This window comes from Cellulomonas palmilytica, from assembly GCF_021590045.1.
Lineage (GTDB): Bacteria > Actinomycetota > Actinomycetes > Actinomycetales > Cellulomonadaceae > Cellulomonas > Cellulomonas palmilytica.
On the sequence record NZ_CP062221.1, the window covers coordinates 229,774 to 247,897 of the forward strand.

An 18,124-nucleotide genomic window follows, 5' to 3' on the forward strand; every position below is an offset into this window, starting at 1 on the left:
CCGGTCCGGCGGGGCCGACCGAACCGGAGGCCCCGCTGCACCGCCTGCTGCGCTCCTCGCTGCCCGTCTGGGTCGCGTTCCTGCTGGTCCACGCCTGGTTGCTGGTCCTGGGGGTGTACCTGCGCCCCGTCGAGACGTTCTGGGACCTCGACCTGTACCGCTGGTGGATGTGGCTGGGCGTCAACGAGGGTGTGTGGCCCGTGCTCGACGAGCCGTGGGTCTACCCCGCGGGCGCGATCGTGCCGATGTTCGTCGCCGCGCTCGGCGGGACGGGGTACGGGACGGCGTTCCCGCTCACGTGGAGCCTGCTCGTCACCGCCCTGAACGCGGCGGGGCTGGTGGCGCTGCTGCACGCGCCGCGGGTCGTGGGGCATCGCCGCATCGAGCGCACGACGACGGGCGCGTGGTGGTGGGTCGCGTTCACCGCGCTGCTGGGGCCGGTCGCGATGGGCCGGCTCGACGCGGTCGTCGCGCCCGTGGTGATCCTCGCGCTCCTGGTCGCGCTGCGGCACCCGCGGCTCGCGTCGGTGCTGCTGACCGTGGGCGCGTGGGTCAAGGCCGCGCCCGGCGCCCTGCTGCTCGCGCTCGTCGTCGTGGTGCGCCGGCCGTGGCGCGAGGTCGTGCTGCCGGCCGCGCTCGTGTGCGCGGGCGTCGTCGCGCTGGTGCTCGCCGGTGGGGGGCGCGAGCACCTGCTGTCGTTCCTGTCCGAGCAGGGCGAGCGCGGGCTGCAGATCGAGGCGGTCGGCGCGACACCGTGGATGCTCGCGAGCCTGGTCTCGTCGGACCTGACCGTCGAGCTCAACGCCGAGCTGGTGACGTGGGAGGTGCGCGGGCCCGGTGCGCAGGGCGTCTCGGACACCCTGGGTGTGCTGTTCGTGCTGGGCCTCGCCGCCGCGGGCGGGTTCCTGTGGTGGTGCGCACGGCGCCTCGGTCCGCGGCTGTGGTCCGACGACACCGCGCGCGCCCAGCTCCTGCTGCGCGGGGCGCTGCTCGTCGCGACGCTGCTCATCGTCCTGAACAAGGTCGGCTCGCCGCAGTACGTCGGGTGGGTCGCGCCGCCGGTCGCGGCCGCGCTCGGGCTGCGCCTGCCGGGGTGGCGGCGCACGGCGTGGCTGGTGGCGGGCATCGCGGGCGCCACGCAGCTCGTCTTCCCGTGGGTCTACACGCAGATCACGTACGGCGACCTCGCCGCGACCGCGCTTCTCGCGGCGCGCAACGTCGCGCTCGTCGTGCTCGCGGTGGTGACGGTGGTCGCGCTCGTGCGGGACGCGCACGACGAGACCACGGCCGACGACGAGGCCGACGACCAGACCGACGACGAGACCGACGACGGGGCCGACGACGAGGGCGAGGCGCTGGTGCCCGAGCCCGAGTCCGAGCCGGCGCTCGGGCACCAGCGGGACGCTCAGCCGAGCTGAGGCGCGACCTCGCTCGCGACCAGCTCGAGGTGGTCGAGGTCCGCCAGGTCCAGCACCTGCAGGTACACGCGACGCGCGCCCAGCCCGCGCAGCCACTCCAGCCGCTCGACGACCTGATCCGGCGTGCCGGCGAGCCCGTGCTCGCGCAGTTCCGCGGGCTCGCGGCCGATCGCCGCGGCACGGCGCTCGAACTCCTGCTCGTCCTTGCCGACGCACAGCACGAGCGCCGCGGACAGCACCAGGTCGTCCGCGGGGCGGCCGATCTCGTCGCACGCGGCGCGGGCCCGCGCGAACTTCGTCTCGATCGTGTCGAGCTCCGGGAACGCGAGGTTGAACTCGCTCGCGAACCGGGCCGCGAGCGCGGGCGTGCGCGTCGGGCCGTTGCCGCCGACGATCACCGGCACGCCCGGCTTGCCGTGCACCTGCTGCGTGGGCTTCGGCAGCGCCGGGGAGTCCGTGAGCGTGTAGTGCTCACCGGCGAACGAGTACGACCCGCCGACCTCGGTGCCCCACAGCCCCGTGACGATCTCGAGCTGCTCCTCGAGCAGACCGAACCGCTTCGCCGGGAACGGGATGCCGTACGCCGTGTGCTCCTGCTCGAACCAGCCCGTGCCCAGGCCCAGCTCGACGCGGCCGCCGGACATCTGGTCGACCTGCGCGACCTGGATCGCCAGGATTCCCGGGTAGCGGTACGTCACCGACGAGACCAGCGTGCCGAGCCGGATGCGGCTGGTCTCGCGCGCGAGGCCCGCGAGCGTCGTCCACGCGTCCGTCGGGCCAGGCAGGCCGGGCGTGCCCATGCCGAGGTAGTGGTCGGAGCGGAAGAAGGCGTCGAACCCGAGGTCCTCCGTCGCGCGCGCGACGCGGAGCAGGTCGTCGTAGGTGGCCCCCTGCTGGGGCTCGGTGAAGACACGAAGTTCCATACCCGCATCATCCCTGCTCGAGTTGCTCCACCCAACCGACCCCTCCCGCACGAGACCGCCATCGCTCCGGGAATGGCCGGCCGAAGCCGGAGCAACGGCGGGGTCGACCCCAACCCTCCCGACGACCCGGGGGTTGCTCCGGGAATGGCCGGCCGGAGCCGGAGGAAGGGCGGGGTCGACGGGGATCGACGGGGGTGGACCGGGGGTCGACGGGGGTCGTCGGGTCAGGGGCGGGTCTGGCAGCGGGGGCAGCGGTAGAGCTTGCGGGCCGCCATGTCCTCGACGACGACGGGCGTGCCGCACACGCGGCACGGCTCACCGGCCCGCCCGTACACCCAGTGCCGCAGCGTCCGGTCGGTCAGCGCGGCCCGGCGCTCGTCGGGCGTGAGGTCCTCGCGCGTGAGCATCACGCCCGTCGCGATCCCGTCCGGGAGCAGCAGTGCCCAGTCGTCCCACAGCGCGCGGGCGACCTCCGCGGGGACCTGCCTGCCCGGCGTCCACGGGTCGAGGCGCGCGCGGAACAGCAGCTCCGCGCGGTAGATGTTCCCGATCCCCGCGACGACCGACTGGTCCATGAGCAGCTGCCCCACCGCCACCCCACGGGCCCGCAGCCGCCGGACCATCTCCGTGCCCGCGGCGTCCAGGTCGGTCTCGCTCGCCGGGTCGGGCCCGAGCCTCGCGACGACCGCCGCGGCCTCCTCGGGATCCAGCACCTCGCACGCCGACGGCCCGCGCAGGTCCGCCACGGTCGCGTCCGAGGCGAGCCGGACACGCACCTGGCCGACCGGCTCGGGCGGGAACGGGCCCTCGTCGTGCGGCACGCCCGCGACCAGGCCGCCCTCGTCGGCGGGCGACTCGCGCTCGTCCTCCCCCATGCGCACCGCACGGCGCAGTCGCGGCGCACCGAGCGACCCCCACGCGGCCTCGCCCGGGACCAGCGGCGACAGCCGGCCGTAGAAGTCCCACGCCCCGTAGAGCCCGAGGTGCACGCGCAGCACGTCGCCCGACGAGAACTCGCAGAACAGGTGCTTCCCCACGGCCGACGCACGTTCCATGACGTGACCGTCGAGCCGCGCGGCACCGGCCGCGAACCGCCCCTGCGGCGAGCTCACGGCCAACGGCTTCCCGACGAGGTCGAGCGTCAGCTGCCGCGCGATGCGGTGAACGGTATGACCCTCGGGCACCCCCGCAGGCTACCGACCCGGCAGCCCACCCCGACTCCACCCCGCGCGGGGGTCAGGTGGGGCGCGGGTCAGGTCGGGCGGCGGCGGACCGGGCGGGGGTTCGTCGGGCTGCGCAGCGGGTCCCTGCGCGGGGCCGGTGACGTACCGGCGGGCTCGTGGCGTGCGGGCATGACGACTCCTGGCGGGCGGGGCGGGCGACGGGGGCGGGCGGCGGGGCGGGGTGGCAGGGCGGGGATCAGGCCGCCGGGGGGCGGTTCATGCGGCCGGCCACGGCCGCCGCGAGCACCGGACGGGACGCGCGGACCTCGGCCTGGGTCTGGGCGCGCTCCAGCACGTCCGTGATCTCCGGGCCGATGAGCTCGTGCCGCTCGAGCAGCGCGTCGCGCAGCGCCTCGACGAGGTGCCGGTTGCGGGACAGCAGGCGCCGGACGGTCGAGCGCGCGTCGTCCAGCACGCCCTCGAGCTGCTCGCGCGACGCGGCGTCGGCGAGCACCGCGGACACGAGGTCCCGGTCCACGGCGAGGAACGACACGAGCGAGCCGGTCATGCCGGCGGCGCCGACCATCTGTGCGGCGGTCCGGGTCGCGGCCGCGAGGTCGCTCGCCGGGCCCGTCGTCGTCTGCCCGAAGAACAGCTCCTCGGCGACCCACCCGCCCATCGCGATCTGCACGAGCGCCTGCAGGTCGTACTGCGAGTGCGTCCACACCTCCTCGCAGTCGGTGTGCGCGAGCAGGCCGAGCGCCTCGCCGCGGCGGATGATCGTCAGGACCTCGAGCGTGCGGTTCGGCGCGACGAGCCACGCGACGGTCGCGTGCCCGGCCTCGTGCGTCGCGATGAGCTCCTGCTCGGCCACGGTGTAGCGCACGGGCTGGCCGATCCCGACCATCTCGGTGATGCGCGCCTGCTCGACGTCCTCGAACGACATGGTCACCGATCCGCGGCGCAGCGCGTTGACGAGCGCCTCGTCGAGCAGGTGCTCGATCATCACGGGCGTCCAGCCGTTGGTCGCGGCGGCGATCCGGTCCCGCAGGCCCGGCTCGTCGAGCCCGACCTCGTGCGAGCGCCTCGCGAGGAAGTGGTCGACGAGCGCGCGGCGGCCGTGCGCGTCGGGCGTGGAGAACGTCAGGTGCCGGTCGAAGCGCCCGGGGCGCAGCAGCGCGGGGTCGAGCGAGTCGGCGCGGTTGGTCGCGGCGATCAGCAGGATCGGCGCGCGGCCGGGCCGACGCTGCTTGATCTGCTGGTGCGCGGGCAGGAACAGGTTGATGGCCGCGACCGCCCGGTTGTACAGCTTGTCGCCGCCCGTGGGCTCGTCGAACGACTGCATCTGCACCAGGAGCTCGTTGACCACGCCGCCCGTGCCCTCGGACACCACGGCGTTCGTCGTCGTCCCCCCGACGCCCGGCAGCCGCACCGCGGGCGACTGGACGCACGCGGACGCCGCCGACAGCCCCGCGGGCATCCCGGACGCGCCGAGCATCCCGCCGCGGCGCAGCGCGATCGCGTCGATCTCCTCGATGAAGCCGATCGCCCCGCCCTCGCGGCGCGCGGTGCGGCGCAGCGCCTTGAAGTACGCGCGGATCTTGCGGGCCGTCGCGCCGTAGTACATCGACTGGAACGACGTCGCGGACACGAACAGGAACGGCACGCCCGCCTCGGCGGCCATCGCCTTCGCCGTCATGGTCTTGCCGGTGCCGGGCAGCCCCTCGAACAGCAGGCCGCGCCGCGGGGTGCCGCCCATCTGGTCGGCGAACCGGCGGTGCGTCTGGAACAGGTCGATCGAGCGGCGCACGTCCTCCTTGACGGGGTCGATGCCGATGACGTCGTCGAGGCGCACGTCCACCTGCTCCGGCCGGTACACGAGGTGCGGCGAGCGCGACGTCCCGACGGTCGTGAGGACGACGAGCAGCAGCATCAGGACGAAGAACACGACGATCGTCACGAGGAACGGGTCCATCGCCGGCAGCTGCGGCAGCAGCGGCCAGCCCTGCAGCGACGCGACGACCACCCAGGCCTCGGCGGCGAGCAGCACGGCCGCGAGCCGGTAGAACCGGCGTCGGCGCATCCGCTCGCGCTCGATCGCGATGTCGTGCGCGCCCTGGCGGATCGGTGACTGCAGCTCGTCGGCCACGAGGGGCTCCTCTCGGGGGGCGCGCACGGCGGGCACGCGGTCAGGGACGGTGCGCGCGGCACCGCGTGCGCCCATCGTCGAGCGGGTGAAAGACCTTCGCAATACGCGACAATTCGGACCACCCGTTCGGCCTAGACCCAGGTCGGCGGCCCGGGCGTTCCGTGCGGGCCGCGGGTGGAGCACGATGGACGGACCCCGGGACGAACCGGACGACGAGCTCGGCGGCAGCCCCGGTGACGCGTCCGGTGACGCGTCCGGCGACGAGTCCGGCGACGACGAGGAGGGCGCATGAGGCCGACGGCGACGCGACGCCTGCGACGCCCGGGCGCGGCCGCGGCGCTCGCCGGCACGCTCGTCGTCGGGTCGACCCTCGGCCTCGGCGGCTGCGCGACCCCCGAGGCGCCCGCCGAGACCGCGACGCCGCGCGCGGTCGTCGTGCGCGACGACGTCGCCGTCGCCAAGTCCGCGGTCCCCGACCCCGCCCCGCTCCCCGACCTGTCGACGCTGACGACCGTCGACCCCCTGCACGTCGTCGACGGCCTGCCCGGGCTCGACGGCCTCGACCAGCTCGAGAACGACGACCCCACGCTCGGCCGTTGGCGCACCGCGACGCTCCTGCGGGACACCGCCGCGTACGACGCACCCGCCGGCACCCCGGTCGGCGTGCTGCCGGCGCTCACGCTGCGCGTCCCGACGGTCGTGCCCGTGGTCGACACCCGGGCGGGCTGGCTGCGGGTCATGGTCGCCGCGCGCGGCGCGTGGCCGTCGCGGGACCCGACGCGCGTCAACCAGCGCACCGCGTGGGTGCGCACCGCGGACACGCTGCCGTCCGGCACGGACTGGCGCCTGGAGGTCGACACCGCCGCGCAGACGCTCACGGTCGACGACGGCGCCGGCCCGGTCACGCACCCCGTGATCGCGACGGGCTCGGCCTCCCGCCCCACACCGCCCGGCCCGCAGTTCGTCGTCGGGACGTTCTGGGAGGACCCCGGGTCGACGACCCCGCGCGTCGTCCTGCTGTCCTCGCAGAGCGAGACGATGGACGCGTACGACACGCGCACGCGCACGTCGGCCACCGCGTTCCACACCACGACGCTGCGTGGGCGCGGTGAGGTGTCGAACGGCTGCGTCCGGGTGTCCGACGAGGTGCTGGACGTCCTGTGGCGCACGGTGCCGCCGGGCACGCTCGTCGTCGTCCGCTGACCTGCGAGAGGCCCGGCGGCTCACGGCGCCGCGCGGATTGCGGCGGCTCGTCCGGCGCTCGTCGGCGTCGGCTCCTAGGGTGTGGCTGTGCGCACGGACGTCGCGACCCAGCTCCGTCGGCAGCTCGCCGCGCACCGCGCCTCCGAGCTGCTGTACGGCGCCGTCGTGAGCGCCTCGGTGCTCGCGGTCGCGAGCGTGCACAGCGACCAGGCCGACCGGGTGGCGCTTGCGACGATCGGCGTCGCGATCATCTACTGGCTCACGCACGTGTACGTCGACGCGATCGGCGGGCGCTTCCTCGACCCGGACCACGCGACCCTGTGGCGGCTGCGGCACGCGGTCTCGACGAACTGGGCGGTGCTGGTCGGCGCCGCGCCTCCCGTGCTCGTGTACCTGCTGGGCCGGGCCGTCGGGCTCGGGGTCGCCACCGCCGGGTGGGTCGCGATGTGGTCGGCGGTCGTGCTGCTCATGGTCGCCGGCGGCATCGCGGGGCACCGGGCGGGTGCGCGCGGGCGGGCCCTGGTCGCGGAGGTGGCCGTCTGCGGGTCGCTGGGCGTCGTCGTGATCGCGCTGAAGTACCTGCTCCATTGACCGCGTCCCGGACGGACCGGGTGAAAAGCCGCGCGAGCCCGTCCGCATCGTCGCAGGTAGAAGCGCTATCCCGACGAGCGAGGGCTGCGGGCAGCCCGTTGACACCCTCATGAGGCCGTGGAAATCATCGGCTCGTCGCGGCACGCCGCGACCCCGGTGACGGTCCACCCGACCGCGCCGTGCGCAGGGGCGCACCCGCCCGCGCGCAGCATGGGAGCGCAACCACGGCGCTCGTCGTCCCGCTCCCACCCCTGACGTCCGTGCGCCGCCGGTGCACGTGCGCCCGTCGACCCCCCGTACCGACGGCCTGCTTCTGCGCGCCCGCGCAGGAGGTCCCGCACGACGACGACGTCGTGCTCGACACGAAGGAGGACGCCACCGTGCGTTCCATGTTCAGAAGGTCCGTCGCGGTCCTGGCCGCACTGCTGGTCGCCGGGGTCGCGATCGCCGCCCCGAGCTCCGCCGCCAACGCCCCGCAGCCGCCCGGACCGGTCCCCACCAAGACCGTCACCCAGACCCAGAAGGTGCTCGTCCAGCGCTACACCGTGCCCACGCTGTACGGCTCGCACGAGGCCTGCGGCCGCGCGTGGCCGGGCTGGAAGTACCAGGGCGCGTGGACGGACTACACGTGCACGCAGGTCGGCATGTGGGACTGGCAGCTGAAGCTCTACGAGTACCGCACGGAGCAGGTCGAGGTGCAGGTGCCGATGGTCTGGCAGGTCGTGCAGACCTCGTGGGTCGGCTCGGCGTCCTCGATCCCGAGCTGCGAGAGCCGGGGCAGGCAGGCGCTCGCCGCGGCGGGCGCGCCGTGGAACGGCTACTCGTGCGGCAGCGCCGCACCGAGCGTGTGGAACATCTGGCTGACGAGGTCCGACTGGGTCTGAGCCCAGCAGGTCGGGGCCCGGGGCGCGTCGCGTCCCGGGCCCCGACCCCGTCCGCCCTGGTGAACCTGCTGCGACGCCGTTCTCGGCGGGCGGCAGCCGGAGTACGGTCGGCGCTGTGCTGACCGAACGAGCACCGTCCCTGTCCGTCGCGGTCGCGCAGCCCGTCGTCACCGCGGGTGACCTGCGCGCCACCGTCGCGGCGCACGCCGACGCCGTGCGCGCGTCCGGCGCCCGGCTCGTCGTGTTCCCCGAGATGTCCCTCACCGGCTACGACCTGGACGCGCCCGCGGTCGACCTGGCCGACGACGCGCTCGCGCCGCTCGTCGCCGCGTGCCACGAGACGGGCGCGGTCGCGCTCGTCGGCGCGCCGGTCGCCGAGGGCGAGCGCGAGTCGATCGCGATGCTGCGGTTCGACGCGGACGGCGTGCGGGTCGTCTACCGCAAGGTGTGGCTGCACGGCTCCGAGTCGCAGCGGTTCACGCCCGGACCCGGCGCGGCCACGACGGACGTGGACGGGTGGCGCGTGGGGCTCGCGATCTGCCGCGACACCGGCCAGAGCCGGCACACCGCGCAGGTCGCGCGGCTCGGCGTGGACCTCGTCGCGGCGGGCGTGGTCGACCTGCCCGAGGACCTGGAGGAGTGCCGCGCCCGCGCGTTCGTCATCGCGCGCACGACGGGCGCCCCGGTCGCGGTGGCGAGCTTCGCCGGGCCCACGGGCGGCGGCTTCGACGAGACCGCGGGCTGCTCGTCCGTCCACGACGCCCGCGGCGAGCTCGTGACGGAGACGGGACCCACCCCCGGCACCCTGACGACCGCGACCCTGACCTGACGCCCGACTCCGGGTCGCGTGCGGGTGGAGAAGCGCTCACCTGGCGAGCGTTTCTCCACCCGGTGGCATCCTGCCGCGACCCGCCGTGCCGGGGCGCGCGGGGCGTGGCACCCTCGCGGGGGCGGGCCTTGGCGCGCGGGTCACGACGAGCCTGCGGTCGGGCCGCCGGAGACGGAGGAGCCCGCATGACGGAGAACCCTGGCCGCGAGGCCGACCTGCTCGGGCGGGTCCCCGACGGCCTGCTCATCGGCGGGCGGTGGCGCCCCGCGTCCGACGGCGCCACGTTTACCGTCCACGACCCGAGCGACGGCTCGGTCGTCAAGGAGATCGCGTCCGCGACCGCCGCCGACGGCACCGCTGCGCTCGACGCCGCAGCCGAGGCGTTCCCCGCGTGGGCCGCCACGCCAGCCCGTGAGCGCGCCGAGGTCCTGCGGCGTGCGTTCGACCTGCTGCAGGAGCGCGCGGACGACGTCGCGCTCCTCATGACCGTCGAGATGGGCAAGCCGCTGGCCGAGTCGCGCGGCGAGGTGGCGTACGGCGGGGAGTTCCTGCGCTGGTTCTCCGAGCAGGCCACGCACGTCCAGGGCCGCTACGGCGCGAACCCCGAGGGCACCGGCCGCATGATCGTGTCGCAGCACCCGGTCGGCCCGTGCTTCCTCATCACGCCGTGGAACTTCCCGCTGGCCATGGCCACGCGCAAGATCGCGCCGGCGCTCGCGGCCGGGTGCACGGTCGTCGTGAAGCCCGCGTCCCTCACGCCGCTCACCACGCTGTTCTTCGCGCAGCTCCTGCTGGACGCGGGCGTCCCGGCGGGCGTCGTCAACGTCGTCACGACGAAGCGGACCGGCCCAGTCTCCGAGGCGATCCTGAGCGACCCGCGCCTGCGCAAGCTCTCGTTCACGGGCTCGACGGAGGTCGGGCAGCAGCTCCTGGCGCAGGCCGCGCCCGGCGTGCTGCGCACGTCGATGGAGCTCGGCGGCAACGCGCCGTTCGTCGTGTTCGACGACGCGGACCTCGACACGGCCGTCGACGGCGCGATCGCCGCGAAGTTCCGCAACATCGGCCAGGCCTGCACGGCCGCCAACCGGTTCCTCGTGCACCGCTCGGTCGCGGACGAGTTCGCGCGCCGGGTCACCGAGCGCGTCACAGCGTTCCGCACCGGACGCGGCACCGAGGAGGGCGTGACGATCGGCCCGCTCATCGACGACCGCGCGGTGTCGAAGGCCGCGGACCTGGTCGACGACGCCGTCTCGCGCGGCGCGCGGGTGCTCACCGGCGGCACGCGGCTGGACCGCCCCGGCTCGTTCTACGCCGCGACCGTCCTGGCCGACGTCCGGCCCGGCTCCGCGCTGCTGCGCGAGGAGATCTTCGGTCCCGTGCTCGCGATCGTCCCGTTCGACGACGAGGACGAGGCCGTGCGCCTCGCCAACGACACCGAGTACGGGCTCGTGTCCTACGTGTTCACCGAGAACCTGGCGCGCGGGCAGCGCATGGTCGAGCGCCTCGAGACCGGGATGATGGGGCTCAACGTGGGCGTCGTGTCGAACGCCGCGGCGCCGTTCGGCGGCTGGAAGCACTCGGGCCTCGGCCGCGAGGGCGGCGCGGAGGGCATCCACGAGTACCTCCAGACCAAGTACACCCTGACCCCCGACCCCTTCGCCTGACCACCGCGCGCCGGTGCCGGGCTGGTCCCCTGGTCGCACATCCCCCGCCAGGTCGTGCGTTTCTCGCCAACTCGTGCGTTGCTCTGCACGACTTGGCGAGAAACGCACGACTTCACGACGAACTCACGCCCGACCCGGGCGAGTGCGGGTCAGGCGGGGGTGGGGGCGGACCAGCGCAGGCCGTCGAGGACCAGGCGCAGGATGCGCACCGTGCTCTCGCGGTCAGCGGTCTCGGTGCCCGCGAGGCACACGCCGCTCACGGCGCGCAGCAGGTCGACCGCGTCGACGTCCGTGCGGATCGCGCCCTGCTCCTGGGCGGCGACGACGAGCCGTGACGTGGCGGCCAGCATCCGCTCGCGCCCCTCGGCGAACACCTGCTGGACGTCCGGACCGAGCCCGGCCTTGAGCGCCGCGGCCATGCCGCGCTTGCGGATCACGTAGTCGACGAACGACAGCACCCAGTCGTCGAGCGCCTCCGCAGCGGGCCGCTCGGCGAGCAGCTCGTCGGCGTGCGCGACGAACGCGTCGAGGCTCGAGCGGTAGACGGCGGCGATGAGGTCGAGCCTCGTCGGGAAGTGCCGGTAGAGCGTGCCGATGCCGACGCCGGCCTCCTTGGCGACGTCCTCCAGGGAGACCTCGGTGCCGTGCGCGTCGAACGCGGCGCCCGCGACCTCGAGGATCTTGGCGCGGTTGCGTGCGGCGTCCGCGCGCAGGGGGCGTGCGGTCGTGGTCTGGTCGTCCACCGGACCCTCCTCGCTCGTCCGCGCCGGTCTCGTCGTCGTGCTGGTCGTTCTCGTCGTGCCGGTCGTTCTCGTCGTGCTGGTCGTTCTCGTGGTGCTCGTCGTGCTCGTCCGCCGTGCGCGTGCCGTCGTCGTCGGACGACATGCTCCCACGGGGTCGCGAACAACACTGTTGCGAAAGCGGAGGCATCCTCCGTATAGTCATATCCGGAGGCGGGTTCCGCTTCTGCTCCCATCCTAACCCCGCGGAGGTCCGCCATGATCGCGCCCGCGTCCCCTGCTCGTCGCACCGCCGCCCGCACCCGCCCAGCCTCGTCCGCGCTCGTCCTCGCGGCGATCCTCACCACCCAGCTCATGCTCGTGCTGGACATGACGATCGTGAACGTCGCCCTGCCGGACCTGCAGTCCGCGCTCGGCTTCACCCCTGCCGGCCTGTCCTGGGTCCTCAGTGCCTACACGCTCGCGTTCGGCGGGCTCCTGCTGCTCGGCGCCCGCACCGGCGACGTGCTCGGCCGGCGCCGCGTGCTCGTCGCGGGCATCGCCGTGTTCACCGTCGCGTCGCTCGTCGGCGGGCTCGCGGCCACCCCTGGCGTGCTGCTCGCCGCACGCGCCGCCCAGGGCATCGGCGCCGCGTTCGCCGCACCGTCCGCGCTCGCGCTGCTCATGGCCCGCTTCCCCGAGGGCGCCGAACGCGCCCGCGCACTGGGCTACTTCTCCGCCGTCTCCATCGGCGGGTCCGCGATCGGGCTCATCGCCGGCGGCATCGTCACCCAGTGGGCGTCGTGGCGGTGGGTCATGTTCGTCAACGTGCCCATCGGCCTCGCGCTCGTCGCGCTCGTGCGCGCCGTGCTGCCCGAGACGCCGCGCAACCCCGGGCGCTTCGACCTCGTCGGCGCGGCCACCTCGACCGTCGGCATGACCGCGCTCGTCTACGGGTTCGTCGAGGCCGCCGAGGACGGCTGGGGTGCCACCACCACGCTCGTCTCGTTCGCCGTCGGCGCCGTGCTGCTCACCGCGTTCGTGCTCACCGAGCTGCGCGCACCCTCGCCCATCACCCCGCTGCGGCTGTTCGCCGACCGCACGCGCTCCGCCGCGCTCGGCGGGCGACTGCTCCTCATGGCCGCGATGATCGGGCTGTTCTTCTTCCTCACGCAGTTCCTGCAGGACGTCCTCGGCTACACCCCGCTCGCCACCGGCGTCGCGTTCCTGCCCATCACCGTCATGCTGCTCGTCGCGTCGCAGGCCAGCGCGCGGCTCATGCAGCGCATCGGCAACCGGCCGCTGCTCGTCGTCGGGCTCACGCTCACGACCACCGCGCTCCTGCTGCTCTCGCGCATCGACGCCGGCACCGACTACCCGCAGATCCTCGTCTCGCTCGTGCTGTTCGGCCTCGGCAACGGGCTCGCGTTCGTGCCGCTCACCGCCGCCGGCCTGCAGGACGTCGACCCGCGCGACGCCGGCGCGGCCTCCGGGCTGGTCAACGCCTCGCAGCAGATCGGCGGGGCGCTCGGGCTCGCGGTGCTCGTGACCGTCGCCGAAGCGGCGGCACGGGCGGCCACGCCCGTCGGTTCGACCGCGGCCGAGGTGGCCCGCAACGCGTTCGTCGCCGGGGCGCAGCAGGCGTTCCTCGTCGGCGCTGGACTGACCGCCGCGACCGTCGTCCTGCTCGCCGCGCTCGTCCGACCGCCCCGCCAGGCACCCGTGGTCGTCGAGCCGGTCGTCGACCCCGTCGACACCCCCGAGCTCGTCCTCGCGGACTGACGTGCCGACGACGAAGGCCCCGACCGTGGCGCAGCGGCCGGGGCTCTCGTCGTCCTCGGAGCGCCTCCACGCCCGCGTATCCCCCGCTCGCCCGGCCGCTCCTGCGAGACGCACGCACCCAGCACCCCGACACACCGGTGGGGGTTCCCCTACCCCCGGTTGGGGTGGTCCCCCGATGGTGGCGCACAGCCGCCGGGAACCACGCTGGTGCGTGCAGGGATCGATGCAGGTCCCGCCGCCGACACACGCCGTGACCTGCATCGATCCGTGCCCACGCACCGCGACCCGCACCGACCGGAGGAGACCCGATGTCCCAGCTCAGCCAGCCGACCTCGCGCGTCGTGCTCGCCGGTGCGGGGCGTGCTCAGCGGCGGCCCGCCCGCCTGTCCGCTTTCGCCGGGGTGTGCGCCGTCGTCGCGGGCACCGTGATCGCCGTCCCCTCCGTCGCCGCCGCGGGCGACCGCACCCCCGCGCCGGACGGCGACCGGACGACGTCCCGGCCCGCGGTCGTCCAGCAGGCCGACGTGCAGGAGCCCGGCCGACAGCAGCCCGCCGTGCAGCAGCCCGCCGCGCACCGGCCCACCGTGAACCAGCCCGCCGTGCACCAGCCAGCGTCGCACCGCCCGGCCGTCCAGCAGGCCGCGCCCCACCCGGACGGCGACGACCGTCCGCTCCTGACGCCGTGAACGGGTGGAGAAGCGCTCGCCTGGCGAGCGCTTCTCCACCCGTTGACCCGACCCGCCCCGCTGAGCCGAACCCGGACATGACGAAGGGCCCCACCGGCGCAGGTGACTGCGGGTGGGGCCCTTCGGCTGGCGGTAGCGGTGGGATTTGAACCCACGGTGGACTTTCACCCACACACGCTTTCGAGGCGTGCTCCTTAGGCCGCTCGGACACGCTACCTCGGTGCAGAAGGGTACCCGCTCGGGGCCGATGCTCCGAATCCGTCCCAGATCCGGTGCACGCCCGGTCCGTGCCCGGTCCGCCGCGAGCCCGCCGGTGCGGCGACGTACCGTGGGCGGGGTGACGACCCGCTCGACCCGCTACGCGGCACCGCGCACCGAGCGCCCGGACGAGCCCCGGCCGGCCGCGGGGACGCTCGCGGACGTCGTCGCGCTGCTGCGCGGCAAGCGGCTCACCGTGCTCACGGGCGCGGGGGTGTCCACGGACTCCGGCATCCCCGACTACCGCGGCCCGGACTCCCCGCCGCGCAACCCGATGACGTTCCAGCAGTTCGTCGGCGACGAGGCGTTCCGCCGGCACTACTGGGCGCGCAACCACGTGGGCTGGCGCCACGTGCACCGCACGAGCCCCAACCTGGGGCACCGGGCGCTCGCGGCGATGGAGGCGCGGCGCGTCGTCGTGGGGGTCATCACGCAGAACGTGGACCTGCTGCACGAGGACGCGGGCTCGCGCAACGTCATCGACCTGCACGGGCGGTACGACCGCGTGGTGTGCCTGTCCTGCGGGCACGTGATCTCCCGCGCGCACCTGGCCGAGCGGCTCGAGGAGCTGAACCCCGGCTTCGTTGAGTCGGTGGGCGCGGTGGGTGACGTGGAGATCGCGCCGGACGCCGACGCGGTCGTCGAGCGGACCAGCGGGTTCGTCGTCGCGGGCTGCGAGGTGTGCGGCGGGATGCTCAAGCCGGACATCGTGTACTTCGGCGAGACGGTGCCGCGTGAGCGCGTCGAGCGCGCGTACGCGATGGTCGACGCCGGGGACGCGCTGCTCGTCGCGGGGTCGTCGCTGACGGTGCAGTCGGGGCTGCGGTTCGTGCGGCACGCCGTCAAGGCCGGCAGGCCGGTCGTCGTCGTGAACCGCGGCGCGACGCGCGGCGACCGGCTCGCGACGATCACGCTCGAGGCCGGCACGTCCGAGACGCTCGCGGCGCTCAGCGACCGGCTGCCGACGCCGCGGGCGACGTCCTGACGACCTGCGGGTGTCGGGGCCTGGGTCTAGCGTCGCCCTGGGGGAGACGACGAGGGGCGGGCGAGCATGAACGAGCAGTCGAGAGCACGGTCGTGAGCGGGCGGACATGAGCGGGCGGACATGAGCGGGCGGACATGAGCGGGCGGACATGAGCGGGCGGACATGAGCGGGCGGTCATGAGCGGGCGGCCATGAGCGAGCGAGGGTGGCGGGCGTTCCTCGCCGCGGACGGCGTCGACGACTGGGTGGTGCTGCACGGCGGTGCGGCGGCCGTGTTCCGCGTGCCGACGCTCGCGGACGCCGCACGGCTGGCGAGCGCGATCGCCGACGTGCCGGACATCGAGGGCGTCGGCGTGCACCTCGGGATCAGCGACGGGCGGCTCAGCGTGCGGCTCACGCGGGACCTGTGGCTCCTCGACGACGAGCACGTCGACCTCGCGCGCGCGATCTCCGCGGTGGCCCGCGCGCACGGGGCCACGCCGGACCGTGGCGCCGTGCAGGAGGTGCAGCTCGCGATCGCGGCCAAGGCCGCGGCCCTCGACGTCGACTTCTGGCGTGCGGTCCTCGGGTACGACGAGGCGTCCGACGACAACGGCGTCGACCCGCTCGGGCACGGCTCGTCGGTGTGGATGCAGGAGCTCGACGAGTCCAAGCTGCTGCGCCACGCGATGCACGTCGACGTGTCCGTCGCGCGCGAGCACGCCCGGGCGCGCGTCGAGGCGGCGCTCGCGGCGGGCGGACGCGTCGTCGTGGACGCGGAGGCGCCCGCGACGTGGATCCTGTCCGACCGCGCCGGGAACCGCGTGTGCATCGCGTCGTGGCCCGACGGCGCCGAGCCCGCGACACCGCCGCAGTCCGAGGACCCCGTCGTCTGACCGCGCGGTGCGTCAGGCCTCGCGGTGCAGCTCGAAGAAGTGCCGCAGCAGCGCGCCGCACTCCTGCTCGCGCACGCCGCCGATCACCTCGACCCGGTGGTTGAGCCGGCGGTCGCGCACCACGTCCCACTGCGAGCCGCACGCGCCCGCCTTGGGGTCCCATGCGCCGAGGACGAGCCGCGGGATGCGCGCGAGCACCGTCGCGCCCGCGCACATCAGGCACGGTTCGAGGGTCACGACGAGGGTGCAGTCGTCGAGGCGCCACCGCCCGAGCGTCTCGGCCGCCGCGCGCAGCGCCTGGACCTCCGCGTGCCCGGTCGGGTCGGCGTCGGCCTCACGCACGTTGCGTCCACGCCCGACGACCGTGCCGTGGGTGTCGACGACGACCGCCCCCACGGGGACGTCACCGGTCGCGACCGCGCGCCGCGCCTCGTCGAGCGCGACGCCCATCGCCCACTCGTCGGCGACGTCCACCGGCCGGCCCCTGTCCACGCAGCCATGATGTCGCACGCGGGCCGGCGAGACGGATGTCCGTGGGTCCCGGCACGGCCGGGTCTACCGGCTAGTAGCCTCAGGGCATGCGCCTGCACGTCGCCGACCACCCCCTCGTCGCCCACAAGCTCGCCGTCCTGCGCGACGAGAAGACGGAGTCGCCGACGTTCCGGCTGCTCGTCGACGAGCTCGTCACGCTCCTCGCCTACGAGGCGACGCGCGACGTGCGCACCGAGCAGGTCGAGATCACGACGCCCGTCGCGACGACCCTGGGCACCAAGCTCGCGTCGCCGCGCCCGCTGGTCGTGCCGATCCTGCGCGCGGGGCTCGGGATGCTCGACGGCATGACGCGCCTGCTGCCGTCGGCCGAGGTCGGGTTCCTCGGGATGCAGCGCGACGAGGAGACGCTCGAGGCGATCACGTACGCCAACCGGCTCCCGGAGGACCTCTCGGGTCGCCAGTGCTTCCTGCTCGACCCGATGCTCGCCACGGGCGGCACGCTCGTCGCGGCCATCGACTACCTGCTGCAGCGCGGCGCGCGTGACGTCACCGCGGTCTGCCTGATCGCGGCGCCCGAGGGCGTCAAGGTCGTCGAGGACTTCGTGGGCGACCGCGCGGACGTGCAGGTCGTCGTGGCGGCGGTCGACGAGCGACTGAACGAGAAGGCGTACATCGTCCCTGGCCTGGGCGACGCGGGCGATCGTCTGTACGGCGTCGTCTGACCGGACGGACCGAAGCGCCACCCGGACGTGTGACCTGCAGGACCGCCGCAGCGGTCGCCGGAGCGGGAGTCGTTGCCTACCGTGGGCGGCATGCGTGTGGTGGTGGCCGGCGGCCACGGGAAGGTCGCCCGGCACCTGTCCCGGGCGCTGTCCGCGCGCGGTGACGTGCCCGTCGCGCTGATCCGGTCCCTCGACCAGGTGGACGCCGTCACGAGCGACGGCGCCGAGGCGGTGGTCCTGGACCTGGAGCGCTGCAACGTCGAGGACGTCGCGGGTGCGATCGCGGGCGCGGACGCCGTGGTGTTCGCGGCGGGGGCGGGACCGGGCAGCGGTGCGCGGCGCAAGGACACCGTCGACCGTGCGGCGGCGGTGCTGCTCGCGGACGCGGCGGAGCAGGCGGGCGTGCGGCGGTACGTGCTGGTGTCGTCGATGGGCGTCGACGAGCGCGCGCCCGAGGGCGCGGACGACGTGTTCGCGGCCTACCTGCACGCGAAGGCGGCGAGCGAGCAGGACCTGCGCGGCCGTGACCTGGACTGGACGATCCTGCGGCCGGGGCGCCTGACGGACGACGAGCCGACGGGGCACGTGCAGCTCGAGCAGGACGTGGAGCGTGGGAGCGTGCCGCGCGCGGACGTGGCCGCGGTGCTCGCGGCGCTGCTGGCGACACCCGAGTCGGCGGGGCTCACGCTCGAGCTCGTGTCGGGCGTGGTGCCGGTGGAGGCGGCGGTGGTCGCCGCGACCGAGCGCACGGACTGACCGAACCGACCGTCCGGGCCGTCCGG

The 18,124-nt window shown here is 74.7% G+C and carries 17 protein-coding genes and 1 tRNA gene; 12 read left to right on the forward strand and 6 right to left on the reverse strand.

The window, feature by feature from the left end; all coding sequences use genetic code 11:
• Nucleotides 1–113 precede the first annotated feature (113 nt).
• Nucleotides 114–1,418: a glycosyltransferase 87 family protein gene (locus F1D97_RS01210; protein WP_236121928.1), complete on the forward strand. Its 1,305-nt coding sequence runs from the start codon at nucleotides 114–116 to the stop codon at nucleotides 1,416–1,418.
• Here the strand turns inward: F1D97_RS01210 and F1D97_RS01215 are convergent.
• The 3 genes from F1D97_RS01215 to F1D97_RS01225 all read right to left on the reverse strand — a co-directional run bounded on the left by F1D97_RS01215 (nucleotide 1,406) and on the right by F1D97_RS01225 (nucleotide 5,653).
• Nucleotides 1,406–2,341: an LLM class F420-dependent oxidoreductase gene (locus F1D97_RS01215; RefSeq protein WP_236121929.1), complete on the reverse strand. Its 936-nt coding sequence runs from the start codon at nucleotides 2,339–2,341 to the stop codon at nucleotides 1,406–1,408. The genes F1D97_RS01210 and F1D97_RS01215 overlap by 13 nt on opposite strands.
• 224 nt (nucleotides 2,342–2,565) lie before the next feature.
• On the reverse strand, nucleotides 2,566–3,525 hold the full coding sequence (locus F1D97_RS01220; protein WP_236121930.1) for an Fpg/Nei family DNA glycosylase: 960 nt from the start codon (nucleotides 3,523–3,525) through the stop codon (nucleotides 2,566–2,568).
• 235 nt (nucleotides 3,526–3,760) lie between these two features.
• Nucleotides 3,761–5,653, reverse strand: coding sequence for an AAA family ATPase (locus tag F1D97_RS01225; RefSeq protein WP_236121931.1), 1,893 nt, complete (start codon nucleotides 5,651–5,653; stop codon nucleotides 3,761–3,763).
• Nucleotides 5,654–5,941: 288 nt separating this feature from the next.
• On the opposite strand from F1D97_RS01225, the gene F1D97_RS01230 reads away from it, so the two are divergent.
• The 5 genes from F1D97_RS01230 (at nucleotide 5,942) to F1D97_RS01250 (ending at nucleotide 10,824) form a co-directional block, all read left to right on the forward strand.
• Entirely contained in the window at nucleotides 5,942–6,856 is a 915-nt protein-coding gene (locus tag F1D97_RS01230) for a L,D-transpeptidase (RefSeq protein ID WP_236121932.1), read from the forward strand.
• Between the two features lie 87 nt (nucleotides 6,857–6,943).
• A complete protein-coding gene (locus F1D97_RS01235; RefSeq protein WP_236121933.1) occupies nucleotides 6,944–7,447 on the forward strand; it encodes a hypothetical protein in 504 nt (167 codons plus the stop codon).
• Nucleotides 7,448–7,836: 389 nt separating this feature from the next.
• On the forward strand, nucleotides 7,837–8,331 hold the full coding sequence (locus F1D97_RS01240; protein ID WP_236121934.1) for a hypothetical protein: 495 nt from the start codon (nucleotides 7,837–7,839) through the stop codon (nucleotides 8,329–8,331).
• Between the two features lie 115 nt (nucleotides 8,332–8,446).
• On the forward strand, nucleotides 8,447–9,160 hold the full coding sequence (locus tag F1D97_RS01245) for a carbon-nitrogen hydrolase family protein (RefSeq protein WP_236121935.1): 714 nt from the start codon (nucleotides 8,447–8,449) through the stop codon (nucleotides 9,158–9,160).
• A gap of 185 nt (nucleotides 9,161–9,345) precedes the next feature.
• Complete coding sequence (locus F1D97_RS01250; protein WP_236121936.1) at nucleotides 9,346–10,824, forward strand: NAD-dependent succinate-semialdehyde dehydrogenase; 1,479 nt, start codon at nucleotides 9,346–9,348, stop codon at nucleotides 10,822–10,824.
• Between the two features lie 149 nt (nucleotides 10,825–10,973).
• Here F1D97_RS01250 and F1D97_RS01255 read toward each other — a convergent pair whose 3' ends face one another.
• On the reverse strand, nucleotides 10,974–11,567 hold the full coding sequence (locus F1D97_RS01255) for a TetR/AcrR family transcriptional regulator (protein WP_236121937.1): 594 nt from the start codon (nucleotides 11,565–11,567) through the stop codon (nucleotides 10,974–10,976).
• 255 nt (nucleotides 11,568–11,822) lie between these two features.
• Here F1D97_RS01255 and F1D97_RS01260 point away from each other — a divergent pair, with 255 nt between their 5' ends.
• Nucleotides 11,823–13,325 carry an MFS transporter gene (locus F1D97_RS01260; protein WP_236121938.1) on the forward strand — a complete coding sequence of 501 codons (1,503 nt, stop codon included), beginning with the start codon at nucleotides 11,823–11,825 and terminating at the stop codon, nucleotides 13,323–13,325.
• A gap of 308 nt (nucleotides 13,326–13,633) precedes the next feature.
• Entirely contained in the window at nucleotides 13,634–14,011 is a 378-nt protein-coding gene (locus tag F1D97_RS01265) for a hypothetical protein (RefSeq protein WP_236121939.1), read from the forward strand.
• A 127-nt stretch (nucleotides 14,012–14,138) separates the two neighbouring features.
• Here F1D97_RS01265 and F1D97_RS01270 read toward each other — a convergent pair.
• Nucleotides 14,139–14,228: transfer RNA gene (locus F1D97_RS01270), tRNA-Ser, on the reverse strand.
• 120 nt (nucleotides 14,229–14,348) lie between these two features.
• Between F1D97_RS01270 and F1D97_RS01275 the strand changes: the two genes are divergently transcribed.
• Both F1D97_RS01275 and F1D97_RS01280 read left to right on the forward strand, forming a co-directional pair.
• Nucleotides 14,349–15,254, forward strand: a complete 906-nt coding sequence (locus F1D97_RS01275) for an NAD-dependent protein deacetylase (protein WP_396022547.1) — start codon at nucleotides 14,349–14,351, stop codon at nucleotides 15,252–15,254.
• 190 nt (nucleotides 15,255–15,444) lie between these two features.
• On the forward strand, nucleotides 15,445–16,128 hold the full coding sequence (locus F1D97_RS01280) for a VOC family protein (protein ID WP_236121940.1): 684 nt from the start codon (nucleotides 15,445–15,447) through the stop codon (nucleotides 16,126–16,128).
• 12 nt (nucleotides 16,129–16,140) lie between these two features.
• On the opposite strand, the gene F1D97_RS01285 is transcribed toward F1D97_RS01280, so the two are convergent.
• Entirely contained in the window at nucleotides 16,141–16,578 is a 438-nt protein-coding gene (locus F1D97_RS01285; protein WP_236123449.1) for a nucleoside deaminase, read from the reverse strand.
• 128 nt (nucleotides 16,579–16,706) lie between these two features.
• Between F1D97_RS01285 and upp the strand changes: the two genes are divergently transcribed.
• On the forward strand, nucleotides 16,707–17,342 hold the full coding sequence (gene upp / locus F1D97_RS01290) for a uracil phosphoribosyltransferase (RefSeq protein ID WP_236121941.1): 636 nt from the start codon (nucleotides 16,707–16,709) through the stop codon (nucleotides 17,340–17,342).
• A 90-nt stretch (nucleotides 17,343–17,432) separates the two neighbouring features.
• Nucleotides 17,433–18,098 (forward strand): NAD(P)H-binding protein, encoded by a 666-nt coding sequence (locus F1D97_RS01295; RefSeq protein ID WP_236121942.1) that lies wholly within the window; start codon nucleotides 17,433–17,435, stop codon nucleotides 18,096–18,098.
• Nucleotides 18,099–18,124: the final 26 nt, after the last annotated feature.

Excerpts from the sequence above, each read along its gene's own strand:
- F1D97_RS01215 (WP_236121929.1), bottom strand. The coding sequence starts at position 2,341 with ATGGAACTTCGTGTCTTCACCGAGCCCCAGCAGGGGGCCACCTACGAC.
- F1D97_RS01230 (WP_236121932.1), top strand. The coding sequence starts at position 5,942 with ATGAGGCCGACGGCGACGCGACGCCTGCGACGCCCGGGCGCGGCCGCG.
- F1D97_RS01240 (WP_236121934.1), top strand. The coding sequence starts at position 7,837 with ATGTTCAGAAGGTCCGTCGCGGTCCTGGCCGCACTGCTGGTCGCCGGG.
- F1D97_RS01250 (WP_236121936.1), top strand. The coding sequence starts at position 9,346 with ATGACGGAGAACCCTGGCCGCGAGGCCGACCTGCTCGGGCGGGTCCCC.
- F1D97_RS01260 (WP_236121938.1), top strand. The coding sequence starts at position 11,823 with ATGATCGCGCCCGCGTCCCCTGCTCGTCGCACCGCCGCCCGCACCCGC.
- F1D97_RS01265 (WP_236121939.1), top strand. The coding sequence starts at position 13,634 with ATGTCCCAGCTCAGCCAGCCGACCTCGCGCGTCGTGCTCGCCGGTGCG.
- F1D97_RS01280 (WP_236121940.1), top strand. The coding sequence starts at position 15,445 with ATGAGCGAGCGAGGGTGGCGGGCGTTCCTCGCCGCGGACGGCGTCGAC.
- F1D97_RS01285 (WP_236123449.1), bottom strand. The coding sequence starts at position 16,578 with ATGGGCGTCGCGCTCGACGAGGCGCGGCGCGCGGTCGCGACCGGTGAC.
- upp (WP_236121941.1), top strand. The coding sequence starts at position 16,707 with ATGCGCCTGCACGTCGCCGACCACCCCCTCGTCGCCCACAAGCTCGCC.
- F1D97_RS01295 (WP_236121942.1), top strand. The coding sequence starts at position 17,433 with ATGCGTGTGGTGGTGGCCGGCGGCCACGGGAAGGTCGCCCGGCACCTG.